The sequence below is a fragment of the Bacillus sp. 491mf genome (assembly GCF_900112415.1).
GTDB lineage: Bacteria > Bacillota > Bacilli > Bacillales > Bacillaceae_G > Bacillus_A.
Window position 1 is genome coordinate 1 of sequence record NZ_FOLV01000021.1, and the last position, 17,683, is coordinate 17,683.

13 protein-coding genes and 1 pseudogene are annotated in these 17,683 nt (G+C 34.1%); 6 read left to right on the plus strand and 8 right to left on the minus strand.

Annotated features, from left to right (window positions below; all coding sequences use genetic code 11):
- Nucleotides 1–98: 98 nt before the first annotated feature.
- Nucleotides 99–1,214, minus strand: a complete 1,116-nt coding sequence (locus BM211_RS17120) for a glycosyltransferase (protein ID WP_035434539.1) — start codon at nucleotides 1,212–1,214, stop codon at nucleotides 99–101.
- A gap of 210 nt (nucleotides 1,215–1,424) precedes the next feature.
- Nucleotides 1,425–2,792 (minus strand): O-antigen ligase family protein, encoded by a 1,368-nt coding sequence (locus tag BM211_RS17125; RefSeq protein ID WP_035434540.1) that lies wholly within the window; start codon nucleotides 2,790–2,792, stop codon nucleotides 1,425–1,427.
- A 274-nt stretch (nucleotides 2,793–3,066) separates the two neighbouring features.
- On the opposite strand from BM211_RS17125, the gene BM211_RS17130 reads away from it, so the two are divergent.
- Nucleotides 3,067–3,699: a trimeric intracellular cation channel family protein gene (locus BM211_RS17130; protein WP_035434541.1), complete on the plus strand. Its 633-nt coding sequence runs from the start codon at nucleotides 3,067–3,069 to the stop codon at nucleotides 3,697–3,699.
- Nucleotides 3,700–3,754: 55 nt separating this feature from the next.
- Here BM211_RS17130 and BM211_RS17135 read toward each other — a convergent pair whose 3' ends face one another.
- On the minus strand, nucleotides 3,755–5,080 hold the full coding sequence (locus BM211_RS17135; protein WP_090998711.1) for a glycosyltransferase family 39 protein: 1,326 nt from the start codon (nucleotides 5,078–5,080) through the stop codon (nucleotides 3,755–3,757).
- Between the two features lie 287 nt (nucleotides 5,081–5,367).
- On the opposite strand from BM211_RS17135, the gene BM211_RS17140 reads away from it, so the two are divergent.
- From BM211_RS17140 to BM211_RS17160, 5 genes are all read left to right on the plus strand, one after another.
- Entirely contained in the window at nucleotides 5,368–5,880 is a 513-nt protein-coding gene (locus BM211_RS17140) for an acyl-CoA thioesterase (RefSeq protein ID WP_090998713.1), read from the plus strand.
- Nucleotides 5,881–6,254: 374 nt separating this feature from the next.
- On the plus strand, nucleotides 6,255–7,709 hold the full coding sequence (locus tag BM211_RS17145) for an oligosaccharide flippase family protein (protein WP_090998715.1): 1,455 nt from the start codon (nucleotides 6,255–6,257) through the stop codon (nucleotides 7,707–7,709).
- 66 nt (nucleotides 7,710–7,775) lie between these two features.
- Entirely contained in the window at nucleotides 7,776–8,597 is an 822-nt protein-coding gene (locus BM211_RS17150; RefSeq protein ID WP_035434547.1) for a glycosyltransferase family 2 protein, read from the plus strand.
- A gap of 416 nt (nucleotides 8,598–9,013) precedes the next feature.
- Complete coding sequence (locus BM211_RS17155; RefSeq protein WP_035434549.1) at nucleotides 9,014–10,573, plus strand: ABC-F family ATP-binding cassette domain-containing protein; 1,560 nt, start codon at nucleotides 9,014–9,016, stop codon at nucleotides 10,571–10,573.
- Between the two features lie 298 nt (nucleotides 10,574–10,871).
- Nucleotides 10,872–12,296 carry a glycosyltransferase family 39 protein gene (locus BM211_RS17160; RefSeq protein ID WP_090998717.1) on the plus strand — a complete coding sequence of 475 codons (1,425 nt, stop codon included), beginning with the start codon at nucleotides 10,872–10,874 and terminating at the stop codon, nucleotides 12,294–12,296.
- Between the two features lie 296 nt (nucleotides 12,297–12,592).
- Here the strand turns inward: BM211_RS17160 and msrB are convergent, their stop codons facing one another.
- The 5 genes and pseudogenes from msrB to BM211_RS17185 all read right to left on the minus strand — a co-directional run bounded on the left by msrB (nucleotide 12,593) and on the right by BM211_RS17185 (nucleotide 17,645).
- On the minus strand, nucleotides 12,593–13,552 hold the full coding sequence (gene msrB / locus BM211_RS17165; RefSeq protein ID WP_035434553.1) for a peptide-methionine (R)-S-oxide reductase MsrB: 960 nt from the start codon (nucleotides 13,550–13,552) through the stop codon (nucleotides 12,593–12,595).
- A gap of 82 nt (nucleotides 13,553–13,634) precedes the next feature.
- A complete protein-coding gene (locus tag BM211_RS17170) occupies nucleotides 13,635–14,669 on the minus strand; it encodes an AI-2E family transporter (protein WP_035434554.1) in 1,035 nt (344 codons plus the stop codon).
- Between the two features lie 258 nt (nucleotides 14,670–14,927).
- Nucleotides 14,928–15,083 (minus strand): annotated as a pseudogene (locus BM211_RS17175) (LrgB family protein); the annotation flags it as partial.
- A 77-nt stretch (nucleotides 15,084–15,160) separates the two neighbouring features.
- Nucleotides 15,161–15,901, minus strand: a complete 741-nt coding sequence (locus BM211_RS17180) for a LytR/AlgR family response regulator transcription factor (RefSeq protein WP_035434559.1) — start codon at nucleotides 15,899–15,901, stop codon at nucleotides 15,161–15,163.
- On the minus strand, nucleotides 15,879–17,645 hold the full coding sequence (locus tag BM211_RS17185; RefSeq protein ID WP_090998719.1) for a sensor histidine kinase: 1,767 nt from the start codon (nucleotides 17,643–17,645) through the stop codon (nucleotides 15,879–15,881). Before BM211_RS17185 ends, BM211_RS17180 begins: the two co-directional genes overlap by 23 nt.
- Between the last annotated feature and the right edge of the window lie 38 nt (nucleotides 17,646–17,683).

Sequence of the window (17,683 nt, forward strand, 5' to 3'; positions counted from 1 at the left end):
AGAGAGGCGCTTTTTGCCTCGTCCGAGGGGGCGAAACGACCGGAGATTCTAGCCGCTGGAGCTGGACAATGCTTTTGCCGAATTTTGAGGTGGGAGTATTACTGCCCGTTAATGCGGGACAAAACCTTTTCATACGCTTCATACGTATTTTCATATAAATTCCGTAATGAAAAATGAGAAGACGCATGGGTATATAATCGCTCACCCATCTCTACTAATTCACCATTTTTCCACTTTTCATATGCCTCTTCTAACGCCCGAGCAAGCGCCGCAGCATCACCAATTGGAATAATCCAGCCATATGTATCATCAACAATCAGTTGTGACATATCACCAACATCTGTAGCAATAGAAGTTAAACGCTGATTTGCCCCTTCTAATAAAACAAGGGGGAAACTTTCACTATACGATGTTAATAAATTGATATGCGCTGCGGCATATAAATTCTTTGCATCTGCACGATGTCCTAAAAATAGAACTTTATCTTCTAACCCTTTTTGTTTCACTGCTTCTTTTAATTCATTCTCAATTGGCCCGTCACCAAGTAACAGCACTTTCATTTTGGGAATTGTTATATTTTGCAACGCTTCAAATAATATTTCATGCCCTTTAACAGGATGTAAACGGGCTACCTGAATTGCTGTAAATACATCTTCTTGTATATCAAAATTCTCTTTTACATCATAAGGCTTGGCCGGCGTACGATCATATTCAATTCCGTTATAGATTGTACAAATTTTCTCTTCTGGTACACCAAGCGTTACCGTATTCATCTTAAAACGCTCTGTAATAGCAAAAAATAAATCAACTTTCTTAAACGAACGTAAATTTAACTTTGTAAAAACCCAACCTTTTAAACCGCGCTTCATAAAATCTAGCGTTGGATCACTATGAATAGTTGTAACCCATTTAGCATTTATCTTTCTGCTTAATAAAGACAGATAAAAGTTGGCCCTTGCACCGTGTGTATGCACAATATCAAAACCTTCTTTATTAATAAAAGAACGTATTTTTGAAAGAATAGATATATCATAACGAGATGATTGTGAAAAAACATGTACTTTTATCCCTAATGCTCTCGCTTCGCTTGCTATTACACCTTCTTCAAATACCGCTAATTCTACTACACCTTTTGGGAATTGCGATAAAAGTGAAATAATATGCGTTTTTCCGCCGCCTGTTTCTGCTCCAGCATTCATATGTAACACTTTCATCTTTTTTCCTCCATTCAATATATTTTCTCGTTTTTACTTTTTAACATATAGATTGCGGCTATACAGACAAAAAGACTCTACTACTGTCTTTCTCTCTTTGTTTGAACATCGCACCTACACATGACCAGACACTCTCGTCCACCCAAAAAGAAAGGGATTTTTATATAGCAAAAAATAAAAGCTAACATATTGCTAGCTCTTATTTTTCCATTATTCTATTTCTAAATCAACGATTAAATATGCTAATAATACGACAAAATAAATGCTTACTCCTGGTGCCGTTAACACATGACCTGCTGTAAACGCAATTCCTAATGCTAATCCAAGACCTGCAGCTAACAATGCGTACTTAACTGTAAATATTTCACGGAACCTTGTTATTAATACTATTAGAATTCTTAAACCATAATACAAAAACGGAATCATAAGAAAAATGAAACCGATAATTCCAAAAGTATAAAACCAATCATGGAAATCTCTCTCAATTAATTTTGGGGCATCTTTGAAGTTACCACCGTACCCCATACCAAGTAACTTCTGAGACATAGGTGCTTGTTTATAAAAATCCTCATACGTTTTCATAAATAATTCACGCCCACTAAAAATAAGAGCTTGTGTCTCAGCCTTTTTCTCTTCCTCTTTCGCTTTTACCGTTTCTTCTTGTTTCACATGGTTATTCTGTTGCTTTTTTTCCTCTTGTACTTTTTCAAATACTTGATGATGAATCCCTGTATTTCCATATATCGGTGAGAACGGAAAATATCCTGCTACTCCTGCCAATATAACTGTTGCAATTAAACCATTTAACAAATACGACTTTTTATTAAACTCTTTTCGTTGTAAAAACGCTTGTATAAAGCACATAAAAACAGCAATAACAACTGTACAGACAATAGCCCCGGCCCCTACCTTTGTACCAATCGCAAACAATGAAAATATGATTAAAAGAGACGGAATCCAAAAATAGCTTTTTGCTAAACTTGTTGTTTTTTCAATAGAATATAAAATAACCACTGGACATATGATTGCTAAAATTGATCCCAGTTCATTCCCAGCAAAAAACCAGCCGCGAGAGCCTTCTTTAAAATATTCATAACTATTATAATCCGTTCCAGTTGCAATAGCTGCAACCATCGTTACATTTATAATTAGAGCTGCATATGCTACACAATTTCTCATTTTTGTATGCATTGCTTCTTTCGTCTTTAATGACTTAAATACGAGAATATAGCAACTTATCATCACAAATGGATATAACGCCTTTGCTATAAACTTAAGATCTTCCATTTGTAACATCGGATTCTTAATCATTTTGTTATTTAAAAATCCTAATCCAAGGACAATTCCTAACCCAAGTAAATAGATAATATATTTTCGATTTTCTTTTATACGGGCTTGTGTAAGAATATAAATACCACCAAGAGCCATAACAAATAAACGCGTTATCACTCCAACCGTCGCATCAATTTTGAGCTCTAAAATACAAAACGATGTAAGTAAATCTATAATTGGTTGTAATATAATAAAAATCAATAGAAATTGCTCAAATTTATAACTTAAACTATTGTGATTTAACATCTTTACCCCCTATAAATATAGTTGCTTCGTTCCAAATACCTATTATAGCATAAGTTCTTAATGGACTAGATGGGATTTTAATTGAATCATAAAATCCTTGATGGCGTCATTTTCCCTCATATCCATTGTATTAACTTTGAAAACGACACTTTCAAACGCTTTCTTTCCTTATTCCTTCACTTTTTTTACATGTAGCGAAACAGCAATTGTTATTTTTATAACTTTAGTGTATATTCTTTCCTTGGAACATCTTTAGAAGGAAGGGATCGGAGCGATGTTTTTAATTGATGTATTTACATTTCTCGGTATTATCGCAGCTGCCATTTCTGGTACATTAGTAGGTTTAAAAAAAGAACTCGATTTATTTGGTGTCCTTTGTTTGTCTGTGGCAACAGCACTTGGCGGTGGGATCATTCGAGATGTTATGATTGGAAACTTACCTCCAGTTGCATTTGTTCAACCAATTTACTTTTTTATTAGTATCTTAGCAGCACTATTTACTTGTATGTTTTTCGAACGGATTCATAAGTTACAAGTTGTTATTATGCTTTCAGACGCTGTTGGTTTAGGCGTATTTACTGCTATCGGTGCAAATGCGGCCATTACTCATCATATGGATGGTTCTTTCTTAGTTGTTTCTATGGGAGTCATTACAGGTATTGGTGGTGGGATTTTACGTGATATGTGTGCTCAAGATATCCCATATGTCTTTCGTAAAGAAATTTATGCCATTGCCTCCATTTTAGGTGCAATTAGTTTTCTTATAACTTATGAGATGGGGTCACACGTATTAGCTTTCTATATTTGTTTACTCGTAACATTTGTTATACGTGTAGTAACTTTTATCTATAATGTGCATTTTCCAGTCTTTTTTAAAACGCATGCAAAAATTAATAAAGGTCATTGATCTATTTTCATAAAAAGAATGACATAAAAACTCCTATGAGTGCATCATAGGAGTTTTACTTTTTAAAAAATAGTTTTTGACAATACTGATTTATCACATATATCCCATAGCTTTGTAATATCAATAGACTTGGGACTAATACACCCTCATATACAATATGCATGTTCATAAACCTTGTACACAAATGGCTCGCAATTATGAGTAGAAACAGCATATAATTTCTATTTCCCTGTTTTTGAACTAGAAGATGTAACATAGAGATTGCCGTAAATATCGTAATCATCATGTATATAAAATATCCACCTTTTATAAAGGTGCTTTTCATTTCTTGTTTCTCTAGATTTCCTAAACTCATTTGAATAGAAGAAAAACGATCCTTCTCTATTTTATTCAACTTTTTGTTTATAAAATCCATATTATATTGTTTTTTCTCTTGTTCTGCTCTTTTTTCATTTTCTCCTACTAGGACAGATTGAATATACCCTTCGTTTGTAAAAGTGTATCGCGAATTACTTGATGTTCCAAGTGCATAACTTACTGCGTAATGAACACCATAAAATATAACACATACACCTACTAGTCTAATCAACATTCCTTTTCTATCTGGACTTTGCAAAACTTCTACTAATACAAGATACAAAACAAGAACTATAATTAAAAATAAGCCTAATGGACGAATCATATTACTGAAAGCAAATAAAGCAACGGCGACTCCCCACATATACGAATGACTTAATCCTTTATGTATAAGTAAGTAACAAGCAAAATAAAATAAACATGTTGCCAAATGCTCATTCGTTAACACAGAACAAAGCATGATATTAGGAATATACAAAGCGTATAATACCGCTGCAATTCGGCCACATTCTTCATGAAATAGTTTTGAAGCAAGCTGATAAATAAAATAAGCGGTAGCTCCGCAATATAAAACATTACATACCTTTAAGACAAACGTTGCATCTCCGAAAAAGCGAATTAAAAAGGATTCGTACATAATAAAAGGAGATTGAACTACAGTTTCTAGACTGCTAAAAATAGTATTTCCTTGTGCAACTTGTTTAGCAGCTTCATACATCACATTCATATCACTTTCGATTGGAGCTTTCATTAACACAATGGATAGAAACCGGAGTAACACAGTACCAGAAATGAGAAAAATAACAAATTGTTTATCCGTAAATCGATGTTGTAAAATAGAGGTAGTCAGCAAAAGTAAAATGATACAAACACCTACTACAATCGCTAAACTAGAAGATTTTACATCAAAAACAGTTTTTACCTCTCCAAAAGAATACCAAAAGGAATATGCAAAAAAGAGGAACATGAGTCCAACTACTACCTTGTAAAAAAAAGCTGAAAAACCTATCTGCATCTTGTCCATAACTTTATTCTATCGCACCTCTTTTTTCTCTTGTTAATAGGTATCTATACCCTTAACTTCGTATTTGTAACAAAACGATTTTATCATGAATAATGAGAATACTGGTACCCTATTTCTATGACAAAGTTATTAACGTCATATATTCTCCTTGCAATGTAAGCGAAATCTCTTTTACACTACAATCTATATACAGAGAAACTTCCGGCTATTATTCATAATGAATGATAGACGAAATAAATTAAGTTCTGATGAATATCATGAGAACAAACGAAACAGGAGTAGATAATATGGAAAAGAAATTTATGAGAGAGTCCAGGGCGATAAAAACAACACGGGTTTTCCCAAATGACTTAAACAACCATCAAACATTATTTGGTGGAAAATTATTAGCAGAAATTGATAGCATTGCTTCTATCGCCGCTGCACGCCATAGCCGTCAGCATTGTGTAACTGCTTCTATCGATTCTGTTGACTTCTTAACACCAATTCATCAAACCGATTCTGTTTGCTATGAAGCATTCGTTTGTTATACAGGAAGATCTTCTATGGAAGTATTTGTAAAAATCGTTGCAGAGGATTTATTAGGCGGAGAACGCCGCATTGCTGCAACTTGCTTCATCACTTTCGTCGCATTAAATAGTGGAAAACCAGCCTCTGTACCGGGTGTAATAGCTGAAACAGAAGAAGAACTCTGGTTATATAACACGGGTGAAGAGCGTGCAGAAAAACGAAAAATGAACCGATTAAAGAGTAAAGAAATGGCCGAAGTACTAACAATTCAAAAACCATGGAGTGTATAATTTCACAACCTCTTTATTCTTATATAGAAGGAGCTGACTAAAAAGTCAGCTCCTTTCACTTTTCAATATGATTCAGCTCAGCGAATCGCCAATGTATTGCAAAGAACGGTTGATAACAGAAAAAAACTAACTTCAAAAGACACTTATGTACCTTTTGGGTCAGCTTCGTTTTTTATTTATGAAAATACGAAACTTTCTTATCTGCTATTTTTAATGCAATGAATAACAGAATCCACAGTTGCTTTACAAAGTTTATCTGCGGTAAACTTATATCCGTAATTACTTAAATACAAATTTAGCTTCCAATGTTGAATTCCTTTCAATAGAAACGCAAAAGCATTTTATTTTAAGAACTATCAATGAAAGGTGAAATTATGCAAAAATCAATTGTATCAAATGTTTTTTATAAACTATTGCTCAACACCTTTAATATTATCCTTCCACTTCTAGTAGGACCATATGCATATCGAATGCTCGGGTCTCATTCAATGGGAACAGTTAACCTTAGCGAAACAATTTTTAATTATTTCTTTGTTTTTGCTACATTTGGTGTGTATCAATATGGCTTACGCGAAATTAGCTTAGTAAAAAACAATAAGAAAAAAACTTCACAATTATTTACAAGTTTATATCTTATTAACTTTACAACTAGTATCCTTGCTTTAATCGCATTTTTACTTTTTAGTTACATTGGATATGAAAATAAAGAGGAGTTTCCTGTCCTTCTTATTTTTGGATTCAACTTTATTTCAAGTTTATTTTATGTAGAATGGTACAATGAGGCACATGAAAATTATGATTTCATTGCGAAAAAAACAGTTATTGTTCGTCTCATTTATGTTGTCCTTCTATTCATTTTCATTCATGGTGCAAATGATTATAAACAATATGCAAGTTTATTAGTTTTATCAACATTTTTAAACCATTTTATCAGTTTTATATATGTAAAACGTCAAGTTAAGTTCGATTTTTCTAACATAACCATTGTTCGACATATAAAACCATTATTTTTAGTTGTTATCTTTTCAAATGCAAGTATCCTGTATACACAATTAGACCGATTTTTATTAGGAGAGTATGCTGGTAAATCCGAACTTGCTTACTATGTAATGGCTTTTCAAATTATGACGATTATTAATACACTTATGTTAAGTGTAATTCAAGTTACAGTTCCACGGCTCTCTTATTTATCAGGAAATGCAGATGAAAAAGAGTATGAATCATTATTAAATAAAATCTCAAAAGTGTACTTTATTACATTATTCCCAGCATCTATTGGCTTAATGCTTATCGCTCATGGAGCTGTTGTTATTTACGGAGGAAATGAATTTGCTAACGCTGGTAACACGTTAGTTGCTTTTGCATTATACATGATTGCAATAGGTATCGAATCCATCTTATCGAATCAAATTATTTACGTAAAAAAGAAAGAAAACATTTTAGTACGTTTTTTATTCATTGGTGGTTTTCTAAACCTTATTTTAAATATCTCGCTAATCGTCTTTCATGTATTCACACCGACAACAGCAATTTTTACAACTACGATTTCATACTGCTTGCTAGTTATACTGGAATATATATATGTAAAAAAGAAACTAAAAGTAAATTACACATTATTCGATATGTCGAAACTAAAATATCTCTTCTATTCACTTACATTTGTACCATTATCATATCTCATCCGTATAACAATTTCAGGGAAAATCCTTTCTGTTCTAGTTACAATCATCACCTGCGGATGTGTATATGCATTGATTTTATTGATAACAAAAGATGAGATATTGTTTACGCTTTTAGATAAAGTGAAAGAAAAACTGAAGAAAAAATAGTGTAAGTAACAAAACACCATCTTGCATGTTTAAGCGAATGAAACTTCTTTAAAGGAGCTGTTCCGATTGAAATTCTCTTTAATCATGGCGACTTGCGGCAGACGTGATGATATTATAGATTTACTAAAATCATTAGAAAAACAAACATATAAAGACTTTGAACTCATTGTAGTCGATCAAAACGATACACCGATCTCTAATTTATTTGATGACTATAAAGAAAAATTTCCAATCAATTATATATACACGCCAATCAAAGGACTCTCCCGTGCGCGGAACACAGGATTAAAAGTAGCTGATGGTGATATTATCGCTTTTCCAGATGACGACTGTATTTATGAAACGAATGTGTTAGAAAGCATTCAATACACGTTTAAACAAAATAAAAACATTCATTTTATTTCTACCAACACAACAAATGTAGAAGGGACAGGCTCTTTAATACATGCTCCTAAAACAGATATTATTTTAAATAACAAATACGGATTCATGGGCCCTTCCTTTGCCCTCTTCTTTATGAAACAGTTCGTACAAGATGTGGGAACGTTTGATGAAGACTTAGGGGTTGGAGCAGGAACAATTTACGGAGCTGGTGAAGAAACCGATTTTGTACTTCGCGGTATGAAGAATGGATATACAGGTTTATTTAAGAAAGACCTTTTCGTATATCATCCAGTAAAAGAAGAGGTCATTAATGAGCAATCATTAAACAGAGCAATTTCCTATGCCGGTGGTTTCGGAAGAGTCATTCGCTTACATTATGGATTTCCTTACTTTTTACGTGCCATTGCCGCTGCCTCGTTCCGTACGATGCAAAACATCTCTAACGATAAAAGAAAATTCCATACCAATCGCTTAAAAGGGATTGTTAGAGGATATTTTAAATAAAGTTAAATGAACCATCAGTTGGTGTGTTCATGATTTCCCACTGATTAGAGGGAGAAAAAGAGCAACTGTTCCTGTATTGGACAGCTGCTCTTTTTTTCAAAGGCGCAACTATCGTTTACATTGTTGCAATAAGGAAATTCCATAAAGTTACAGCCCCCTTTTCATAAGGAATACATGATAATTCAAAGATAAAAGATAGCATTATAGTTAAGAATTTAGTATCATGATTCAAGATACTATTATAAATCGAAATTAAAAAACCTACCTAAAGCGTCTTTTTTTAGGTAAGTGAGAGCATCTGACCATGCATGGGCTAAAGAAAGTGAATGCAGGTCATTTTTTATGCTGCGTATCAGTAACTTTTATATTGAAAAATTAAAATGGTTTTATATATTTCAAACAGGGTGGAGGACAATATGAGCTTATTAACAGTTGAAAAACTAGGTCATACTTTTGGTGATCGTACACTATTTAAAGATGTATCAATGCGTTTACTAGCGGGAGAACATGTTGGTTTAGTCGGTGCAAACGGTGTTGGTAAATCAACATTTATGAACATTATTACAGGACAACTGATTCATGACCAAGGACGTGTAGAATGGACACCTGGTACACACTATGGATACCTAGATCAACATACAATTTTAACACCTGGACGAACTATTCGTGATGTATTAACAGATGCGTTTTTACCTTTATTTGAAAAAGAAAAAGAATTAAATACAATTGCTGAAAGCATGGCAACAGCGTCGCCAGAAGAATTAGAAGAACTACTTGAAAAAATGGCGGGAGTGCAAGATGCACTTGAAGCAGGCGGCTTTTATTTATTAGATATTAAAATTGAAGAGGCAGCACGTGGTCTTGGAATTGATGCAATTGGCTTAGATCGTGATGTTGCGGCACTAAGTGGTGGGCAACGTACGAAAGTATTGCTTGCAAAGCTATTACTTGAGCAACCTGAAGTACTATTACTCGATGAGCCAACTAACTATTTAGACGTTGAACATATTCAATGGTTAACAAACTATTTAAAGGAATATCCTCATGCGTTCCTTTTAATTTCCCATGATACAGAGTTTATGAACAAATGTGTAAATGTTATTTTCCATCTTGAATTTTCAAAAATGACACGTTATACAGCAACATATGAAAAGTTCTTAGAACTAGCAGAACTGCACAAAAACCAACATTTAAACGCATATCAAAAACAACAAGAATTCATTAAACAGCAAGAAGATTTTATTGCGCGAAATAAAGCGCGTTACTCAACAACTGGACGTGCAAAAAGTCGTCAGAAACAACTCGATCGCATGGAACGCATTGATCGTCCAGAAACTGCTATGAAACCGGAGTTTTCTTTTAAAGAATGCCGTGCAAGCAGTCGTTTTGTCTTTGAAGGAGAAGGCGTAGAGATCGGCTATACGCATCCTCTATTACCGAAATTAACAATGACGATTGAACGTGGTGAAAAAATTGCCATTGTTGGATGTAACGGTGTCGGAAAATCAACATTACTCAAAACGATCCTTGGAAAAATTAAACCACTAAGCGGAAAAATTAGCCTTGGTGATTTCTTAGAGCCTGCTTATTTTGAACAAGAAGTTAAGGCTGAAAATATTACACCAATTGATGATGTATGGAATGCGTTCCCGAACTTGGACCAGCATCAAGTACGTGCAATGCTTGCGAAATGCGGCTTAAAAAATGAACATATTTCTCGTCCACTGAGCCAATTAAGTGGTGGCGAGCAAGCAAAAGTTCGTTTATGCAAATTAATGGCAACAGAAAGTAACTGGCTATTATTTGATGAGCCAACAAACCATCTTGACGTGACAGCTAAAGAAGAACTGCAGCGTGCTATGAAAGCATATAAAGGTACAATTATTCTTGTTTGCCACGAGCCTGATTTTTATGAAGGTTGGATTACAAAAGTTTGGAACGTAGAAGAATGGGCAGAGCAAGCAGCTCAACAATAAGCTTTAACCAATCGGAAATAACGAGATAAAAACATGCCCCTTGTCTAAAACAAGGGGCATATTTTATTATTTTTTCTTCCTGAAAATCATTTTACCTTATTAAAAAAAATTGTATTCTTATAAAGTGAGACTTTAATCAGTGGGGGTTTTCTTCATCCCCCACTGATTATTAGCCCTCACCAATCGGGCTTACTGCCCACGAATAGCGGGATAAAGTAAAACTTCGAGTTCTTAAACACGATAAATAGTACGCTTTATTCCTGTATAATCATTCTATTCAACAAGGGGGGACCGAATCATGTTAAACATACAATGGAATCGTTTCAGTTCATTGTTAGCAAAGTGCCTCGTAATTTTGTGCTTACTTATCTTTGCTTTTTCTATTTGGAATTCTTATTTAACTGTTAAAGAAACTTTATTCGTTCGGACACTTATTAGTGCTCCCATTATAATTATCAGCATGATTTTGTTAATACTGCTAACCTATCTTTGTAATACATACTTTTCAAAAACTATATTTATTATTTTATTAACAATTTGTGCGTTTATCACTCGATTCATTTGGATTTTAAAAATCCCAACACCAATTGAATCTGACTTCGCATTAATGTATGAAGCGGCTGTACAAGCCGCTCACGGTAACTATGGCTTTTCAAGTTCTCCATACTTTACAACATGGGTGTATCAACTGGGATTTACGATGTATCAAGCTTTCGTCATCAAATTATTCGGTAACCATATATTTATTTTAAAGTTGTTAAATGTTCTTTATTGTACGGGAACTACACTATGCGTATATGGCATTACAAGCAAAATTTTTAATGAGTGGGCTGGACGTATAGCCGGACTATTATATGCCTTTTATATTCCAAGTATTATGATGAGCTCAGTTTTAACCAATGAACACCTTGCAACATTTTTATTTTATTTAGGATTCTATTTATTAGTAAGCTTACACAATAAATATACTTGGATCTTTGTCGGAATTGCACTAGCATTTGGTGATATCATGCGCCCTTTAGGTAGTTTCATCTTATTAGCTGTTATCATTTATCTATTCATTCATGAATTTCTTGGAAAAGATAAAAAAACAATGTTTACTACAACAAAGAAACTTATTGGTATTCTTGTTGTCTTTTATGCTGTGCATTATATTGTAAGCTCTATATTCATTGCTACAGGAGTTACAAAGTATCCTTTATCTAATCGTGATCCTCTTTGGAAATTTGTCATAGGATTCAATTCCGAAACAACAGGAACATATTCAATGTCAGATGCTGAAAAAATTACGAGTCTGGAAATAGGCGAAGAACGAAAAGCAATCGAAATAAAACTCATTAAAGAGCGAATTGCAGACAAAGAAAAGCTATTCACACTCTTTGGAGATAAATTTTCCTCTATGTGGGGTGATATTGATTCCGCTGGTTACTGGAGTCTAAATCAATTAAATAAAAAAGAATTAATTGATACATCCATGGAGTATGAAAAATATGTGTATATGGCAACTATGTTATTTGGTGTGATAGGATTATTATCCCTTCTTTTCACAAAACAGAAAAACCTTCAATATACATTATTTCTCTTACTTATTATCGGATATATAGCTGTGCATTTTTTAATAGAGATACAGACAAGATATCGATATTTTATTATTCCTAGCTTCTTCATTATTCAAAGCTATGGAATCTATATGATTCATCAATATGTGAGAAAAAAACGATAGAAAAGCATTTTTTAAAATGGCCTGGGAAGGACTGGCTATGTATAGAAGCGATCAGGACCTTTTCCTACCACATGCGAGGGTTTTAAAAGCAAGTGCAGGTCATGCCTTGTTCTGCATAGCAGTAATCAATAAGTCAATATAGGTATATATAAACGTGTAAAATTCAATGTTCTTTACATTGCATATCAAATATTTACATCCGAAAAGATACCGGAGATTTCCGAATCATTGATCGCACCAGATGTAATAACAGCCTGTTCCGAAAATAAAGCGAGCGGAACAGGCTGTTATATTTTTTAGCGTCTAAACAGGATAAGAAAATCCCCGTACCCTTCTTTCTCTAAATCCTCTTTAGGAATAAAGCGCAGTGCAGCAGAGTTAATACAATAACGTAAACCATTTGGTCCCGGTCCATCTGGAAATACGTGCCCCAAATGAGAATCTGCTTCTTTACTACGTACTTCCGTTCTCGTCATATTATGACTGACATCTATTTTTTCTTTCATACTTGCTGATAACATTGGTTTTGTAAAACTAGGCCATCCACAACCACTATCAAATTTATCTAACGAACTAAATAGAGGCTCTCCTGACACGATATCAACGTAAATACCTTCCTCTTTATAGTCCCAATATTCATTTTGAAAGGGTGGTTCTGTTCCATTTTCTTGCGTAACATAAAATTGCATGTCAGTAAGCTTTCCCTTTAAATGCGTATTATCCTTTGGCCAATATTTTTTGATAAACGCATCACGCCCTGAACCTTGACGATATAACGCGTATCGAAATGAGTTTTTCTTATGATAGCCTTGGTGATATTCTTCCGCAAGATAAAATGTTGCAGCTGGTAAAATTTTCGTGACAATCGGTTTCGAAAAGCGTCCACTTTCTTCTAACTCACGTTTAGACACCTCTGCGGCTTTACGCTGCTCTTCGCTATGATAAAAAATGACTGTTTCATATGATTGTCCACGGTCATGAAATTGACCTCCAACATCAGTTGGGTCAATTTGTTGCCAATATAAGTGAAGTAATTGCTCATATGGCATACGCTCTGGATCAAACGTAATTTGCACTGCTTCATAGTGCCCGGTTGTCTCTCTGCAAACTTCTTTATATGTTGGATTTTCTTTATGGCCGCCTGTATATCCGGATACAACCTTTATAATGCCATCCATTTCCTCAAATGGCGATACCATGCACCAAAAACATCCCCCAGCAAATGTTGCAAATTCATATTTTTCGTTTACAACCACTTCTTCACCCCACTATCTTTTCTTACAGTATGGCATATACAAATATAAGTTATAAATAAAAAAGCATCAAAATAGATGCTTTTTATTTCTCATTTACCGTTTCCTCTTTCTCGTCACTTATTACATCTAACACATCGAGTAAAAACATAAAAATTGGAATCCCTATAATCAATCCCCATACACCTAAAAAATGTTCAGAGAAAATTAAAATCATAAATGTATAAAATATAGGTAAATTTGTTTTTTCTGACATAAACTTTGGATTTAAGAAGTAACTTTCAATCGCATGAATGACTGCTACAATAATTAAAACGTATAAAATATACACCATACCACCAGTGTTATAAGCAATTATACAAAGTGGAAACAGCGAAATAATGACACCTGCGACTGGAATAAGCCCCAGCAAGAAGATCATTAAAGCTAGTCCGAGTAGTTGCGGAAAATCTAAAAACCAAAGCGCAATAGTTGATAACACACAATTTACAATCGCAATAAGAAATTGCGCCTCAATCACTTTTCCAAATGAACGAGCAAATTTTCTTCCAAAATACTCAATTTCATTATAGAAAATAGCTAGTCTACTCTCTTTGAACTTCGCTGTAAACATAACAATTCTTGACTTTTCTAACAAGAAAAATAAGCTTAAAATAAGTGAAAGTAAAATTTGCAAACTTACTTTCCAAACATTTGTTAGTGAACTATAAATAATATCAACGCCTTGATTCACATACTTCGAAAATTCCACGTGGTCAATTGCAGAAACTAGATATTTAATTATCTCATTATCAGGTGGGTTTCGTATAAATACATTAAACTGATACACAAGTTGCGTAATTTGCACCAATAAAACTGGTACATATTTGTATAATGTAATAACGATTCCACTAATCAATGCTGCATATAAAAATGCAATAATTATTTTCCGATTAATTGGTAAGAAATGTTCCATCTTGCGAGAAATAAATTTTTGAAATCTATCCATCAAATACGTAAGAATAAATGTAACTAAAATTAAATTAAACATACTTTTCATCCCATATAAGATGAGCACAAGTAACCCTAATACAACTATCCTCTGAAATCCTTTGCTTTGAAACAGGTTTTTCATTTGCATAATCGAAGCGTGATCTCTCCTGTCCATTCATTTTTATCTTAATTTCATTTTACAATATAAATGGTACTTTCAGAACGTATTATTATAAACTAAATAAAAAGTTTTATGATAGCACATTAAAATCTGACATAAAAACGGCCAGGTCCTCCTGGCTTAGGAAAAGGAGCGTAGACCTATTCGCCCTATATGTTGATTACAATTAATGTAACATAAAAGAACAAGCTATTTATAGAAATCTGTCTCTACAAATAGCTTGTTCTATAAAAGATCCATATTTATCCCGCTATTCACGGGCAGTAATACTCCCACCTCAATACCAAACGCAACGCCAAGGGCATGTCCAGCAGTTCCTAACGCTAATCCTTTTGCAATCAGATTCTTCACTTTAAACATTTTTAAGAATAATGCCCCCATAAGCACTTACAACACAGAGCGTCAAATATATGAAATCAGTTATAAAAAAAGAAGGATGAAATGCCAAAAGCAGCTTCTTAAATATGAAGCTGCTTCTTTAATTCTTTTGCATATGTCCGGCTTACAGGAACTTTTGAATCGTCTTTCATAATTAAATTATACGTAGAGTTAAACCACGGCTGGATTTCAGAAATATGATTTATATTTACGATAAAACTGCGATGTACACGCAGAAAATTCATTTGTGGCAATCTCTTTTCTAATATGACAAGCGTATCATGCGTCGCATACGTATCACAAATCGTTTTCACAATTACTTTTCCGTCTAACAATCCAGCATATACGATATCTTCTATATTCACTAATACAATCGATTCATCAATCGACAGCGCTAATTTTTTCATTCTACTGGATACATCAGGTGCATGTACTTCTTGTTTCTCCTCCATTTCATGTTGTTTTCGTTTTTTAAACTTCTTAATCGTTTGAACGATGCGCTCTTCATCAAACGGCTTTAAAATATAATCTAAAGCATCTACTTCAAATGCCTGAATGGCATATTGATCATAGGCCGTTGCAAATACAATAGCTGGTGGCTGCTTCATCTTCTTAAGTATATTTGCAATCTCAAATCCATTATCATCCGACAGCTGAATATCTAAAAAAACGAGATCTGGTTTACTTTCCATTAATTTCTCTAATGCTTCTTCTACACTGTCTGCCTCATCAATAATATCGACCTCTTTCGTTCGATATAATAAATATTTTAATTCGTCCCGTGCTAACATTTCGTCATCAACTACTAATATTCTCAATATCGCTTCCCTCTTTTCTTTGAATTGGAATCGTAAAGGAAATCTCCGACCCTGCTTCCAGTTCACTTACAATATGAAGCGTTGTATCTTTTCCAAACAACCCCATTAACCGTTCATTAATATTGAATAATGCTGTTCCCGTTCCTTTCTTTGACGATACAACCGCTTTTCCTAACTGCTCTAATCGCTCTGGTTCAATCCCTTGTCCGTTATCTTTTATTTTGAAATGTACGCTGCCCTGCTTAGCATAAACATGAATTTCAACTTGACATAAAGGCTGTTTTTTGGGAAATGCATGGCGAAGAGCATTTTCTATTAATAATTGCAGCACAAACGGTGGAATCAAAATATTATACAGTTCGTCTTCAATATACATTTTCACTTCATATTTATTTGGAAATCTCGCTTGTTCTAACGACATATACGCATGCACATGATTTAATTCTTGTTCTAACGGAATGAGAAGCTGTCTTGCACCTTGTAAATTGCAGCGAAAATACACGCTTAGCTGTAACAATAATTTCCTTGCTTTTTCTACATCTGTACGACATAAAGCAGAGACTGTATTAATCGCATTAAAAAGAAAATGAGGGTTAATTTGTGCTTGCAATGCCTTTATTTCCGCATCTTGCAACAATTTACTTTGCAATTCTGCTTCCCCAAGTTCAAGCTGCGTTGAAAAGATTTTCGCTAATCCTTCTGCCAGCTCCTCCTCTACGGGACTTAATGAATTGGGATTTTTAAAATAAAGCTTTAACGTACCGATAGTCTTTCCGTGAGACGTGAGCGGAATCACAATTGCCGCTTGTAATAAACACCCTCCATGCTGACAATTAATTTCTTCGCGTGACTTTGCTTTCATAATTTCCCCGGTCTTTAGCACATCTTTTGACAATTCGGTAATTAAGCTATGGGAAGGAATATGATGATCAGATCCTAATCCAACATGTGCTAATATTTTTTCCGTATCTGTTAGAGATACTGCATCTGTTCCTGTAAAGTGGTGGATAATTTGTGCTACATGCGTACATGATTCTTCCGTTAATCCTTGGCGAAAATACGGAAGTGTTTTATCAGCAATGCGCAATACTTTATGCGTTTGTAATGCCTTCGCATGTTCTTCTTGCCGTAAAATAGACTGAATCATTGACATTAAAATAAAACTTCCGAAACCATTTACGATAATCATTGGGATTGCAATTGTTTTCACAATACTCCAGCCGTCATTGATTATGAAAAGAATCATAAGCATTTCCAGCGATACCATGCAGATACTAAGCATTGCAGAAAACTTAGGAGTTACAACGCGATTTCGTTTTTGATATAAATAACCAATATAACCTGTCACAATCCCAGCCAAAATAGAAGAAATTGCACAGCTAAGTGCAGTCGTTCCTCCTAGTACATAGCGATGAATACCGGCTATAGACCCTACTCCTATTCCAACAATTGGACCTCCAAGTAACCCGCTAATCCCAATTCCCATAATACGCGTATTCGCAATCGTACTAGAAGAAGAGACGCCCTGAAGCCAATTTTCATTCATAATCGTATTGCCAGAAATCTCAATACCTGTGTAGTTGCTTACAATTGTAAATAATGAAAATATGCCAATTAACATAAAGCTACCTTTATAGCCATCTTGCTTATGCAGCAGCCAACGGAACACTTTAATATGTGAAAGTAAAAATCCTAAAATAACAATTAAACCAACGCGTTCAATCATCATTAATAATAAATTTCCCATTTTACGTCCATCCTTCGTGTATTCACTTTATTTCATTC

Excerpts from the sequence above, each read along its gene's own strand:
- BM211_RS17145 (WP_090998715.1), top strand. The coding sequence starts at position 6,255 with ATGCAAAAATCAATTGTATCAAATGTTTTTTATAAACTATTGCTCAAC.
- BM211_RS17120 (WP_035434539.1), bottom strand. The coding sequence starts at position 1,214 with ATGAAAGTGTTACATATGAATGCTGGAGCAGAAACAGGCGGCGGAAAA.
- BM211_RS17140 (WP_090998713.1), top strand. The coding sequence starts at position 5,368 with ATGGAAAAGAAATTTATGAGAGAGTCCAGGGCGATAAAAACAACACGG.
- BM211_RS17135 (WP_090998711.1), bottom strand. The coding sequence starts at position 5,080 with ATGGACAAGATGCAGATAGGTTTTTCAGCTTTTTTTTACAAGGTAGTA.
- BM211_RS17160 (WP_090998717.1), top strand. The coding sequence starts at position 10,872 with ATGTTAAACATACAATGGAATCGTTTCAGTTCATTGTTAGCAAAGTGC.
- BM211_RS17130 (WP_035434541.1), top strand. The coding sequence starts at position 3,067 with ATGTTTTTAATTGATGTATTTACATTTCTCGGTATTATCGCAGCTGCC.
- BM211_RS17185 (WP_090998719.1), bottom strand. The coding sequence starts at position 17,645 with ATGGGAAATTTATTATTAATGATGATTGAACGCGTTGGTTTAATTGTT.
- BM211_RS17170 (WP_035434554.1), bottom strand. The coding sequence starts at position 14,669 with ATGCAAATGAAAAACCTGTTTCAAAGCAAAGGATTTCAGAGGATAGTT.
- BM211_RS17125 (WP_035434540.1), bottom strand. The coding sequence starts at position 2,792 with ATGTTAAATCACAATAGTTTAAGTTATAAATTTGAGCAATTTCTATTG.
- BM211_RS17155 (WP_035434549.1), top strand. The coding sequence starts at position 9,014 with ATGAGCTTATTAACAGTTGAAAAACTAGGTCATACTTTTGGTGATCGT.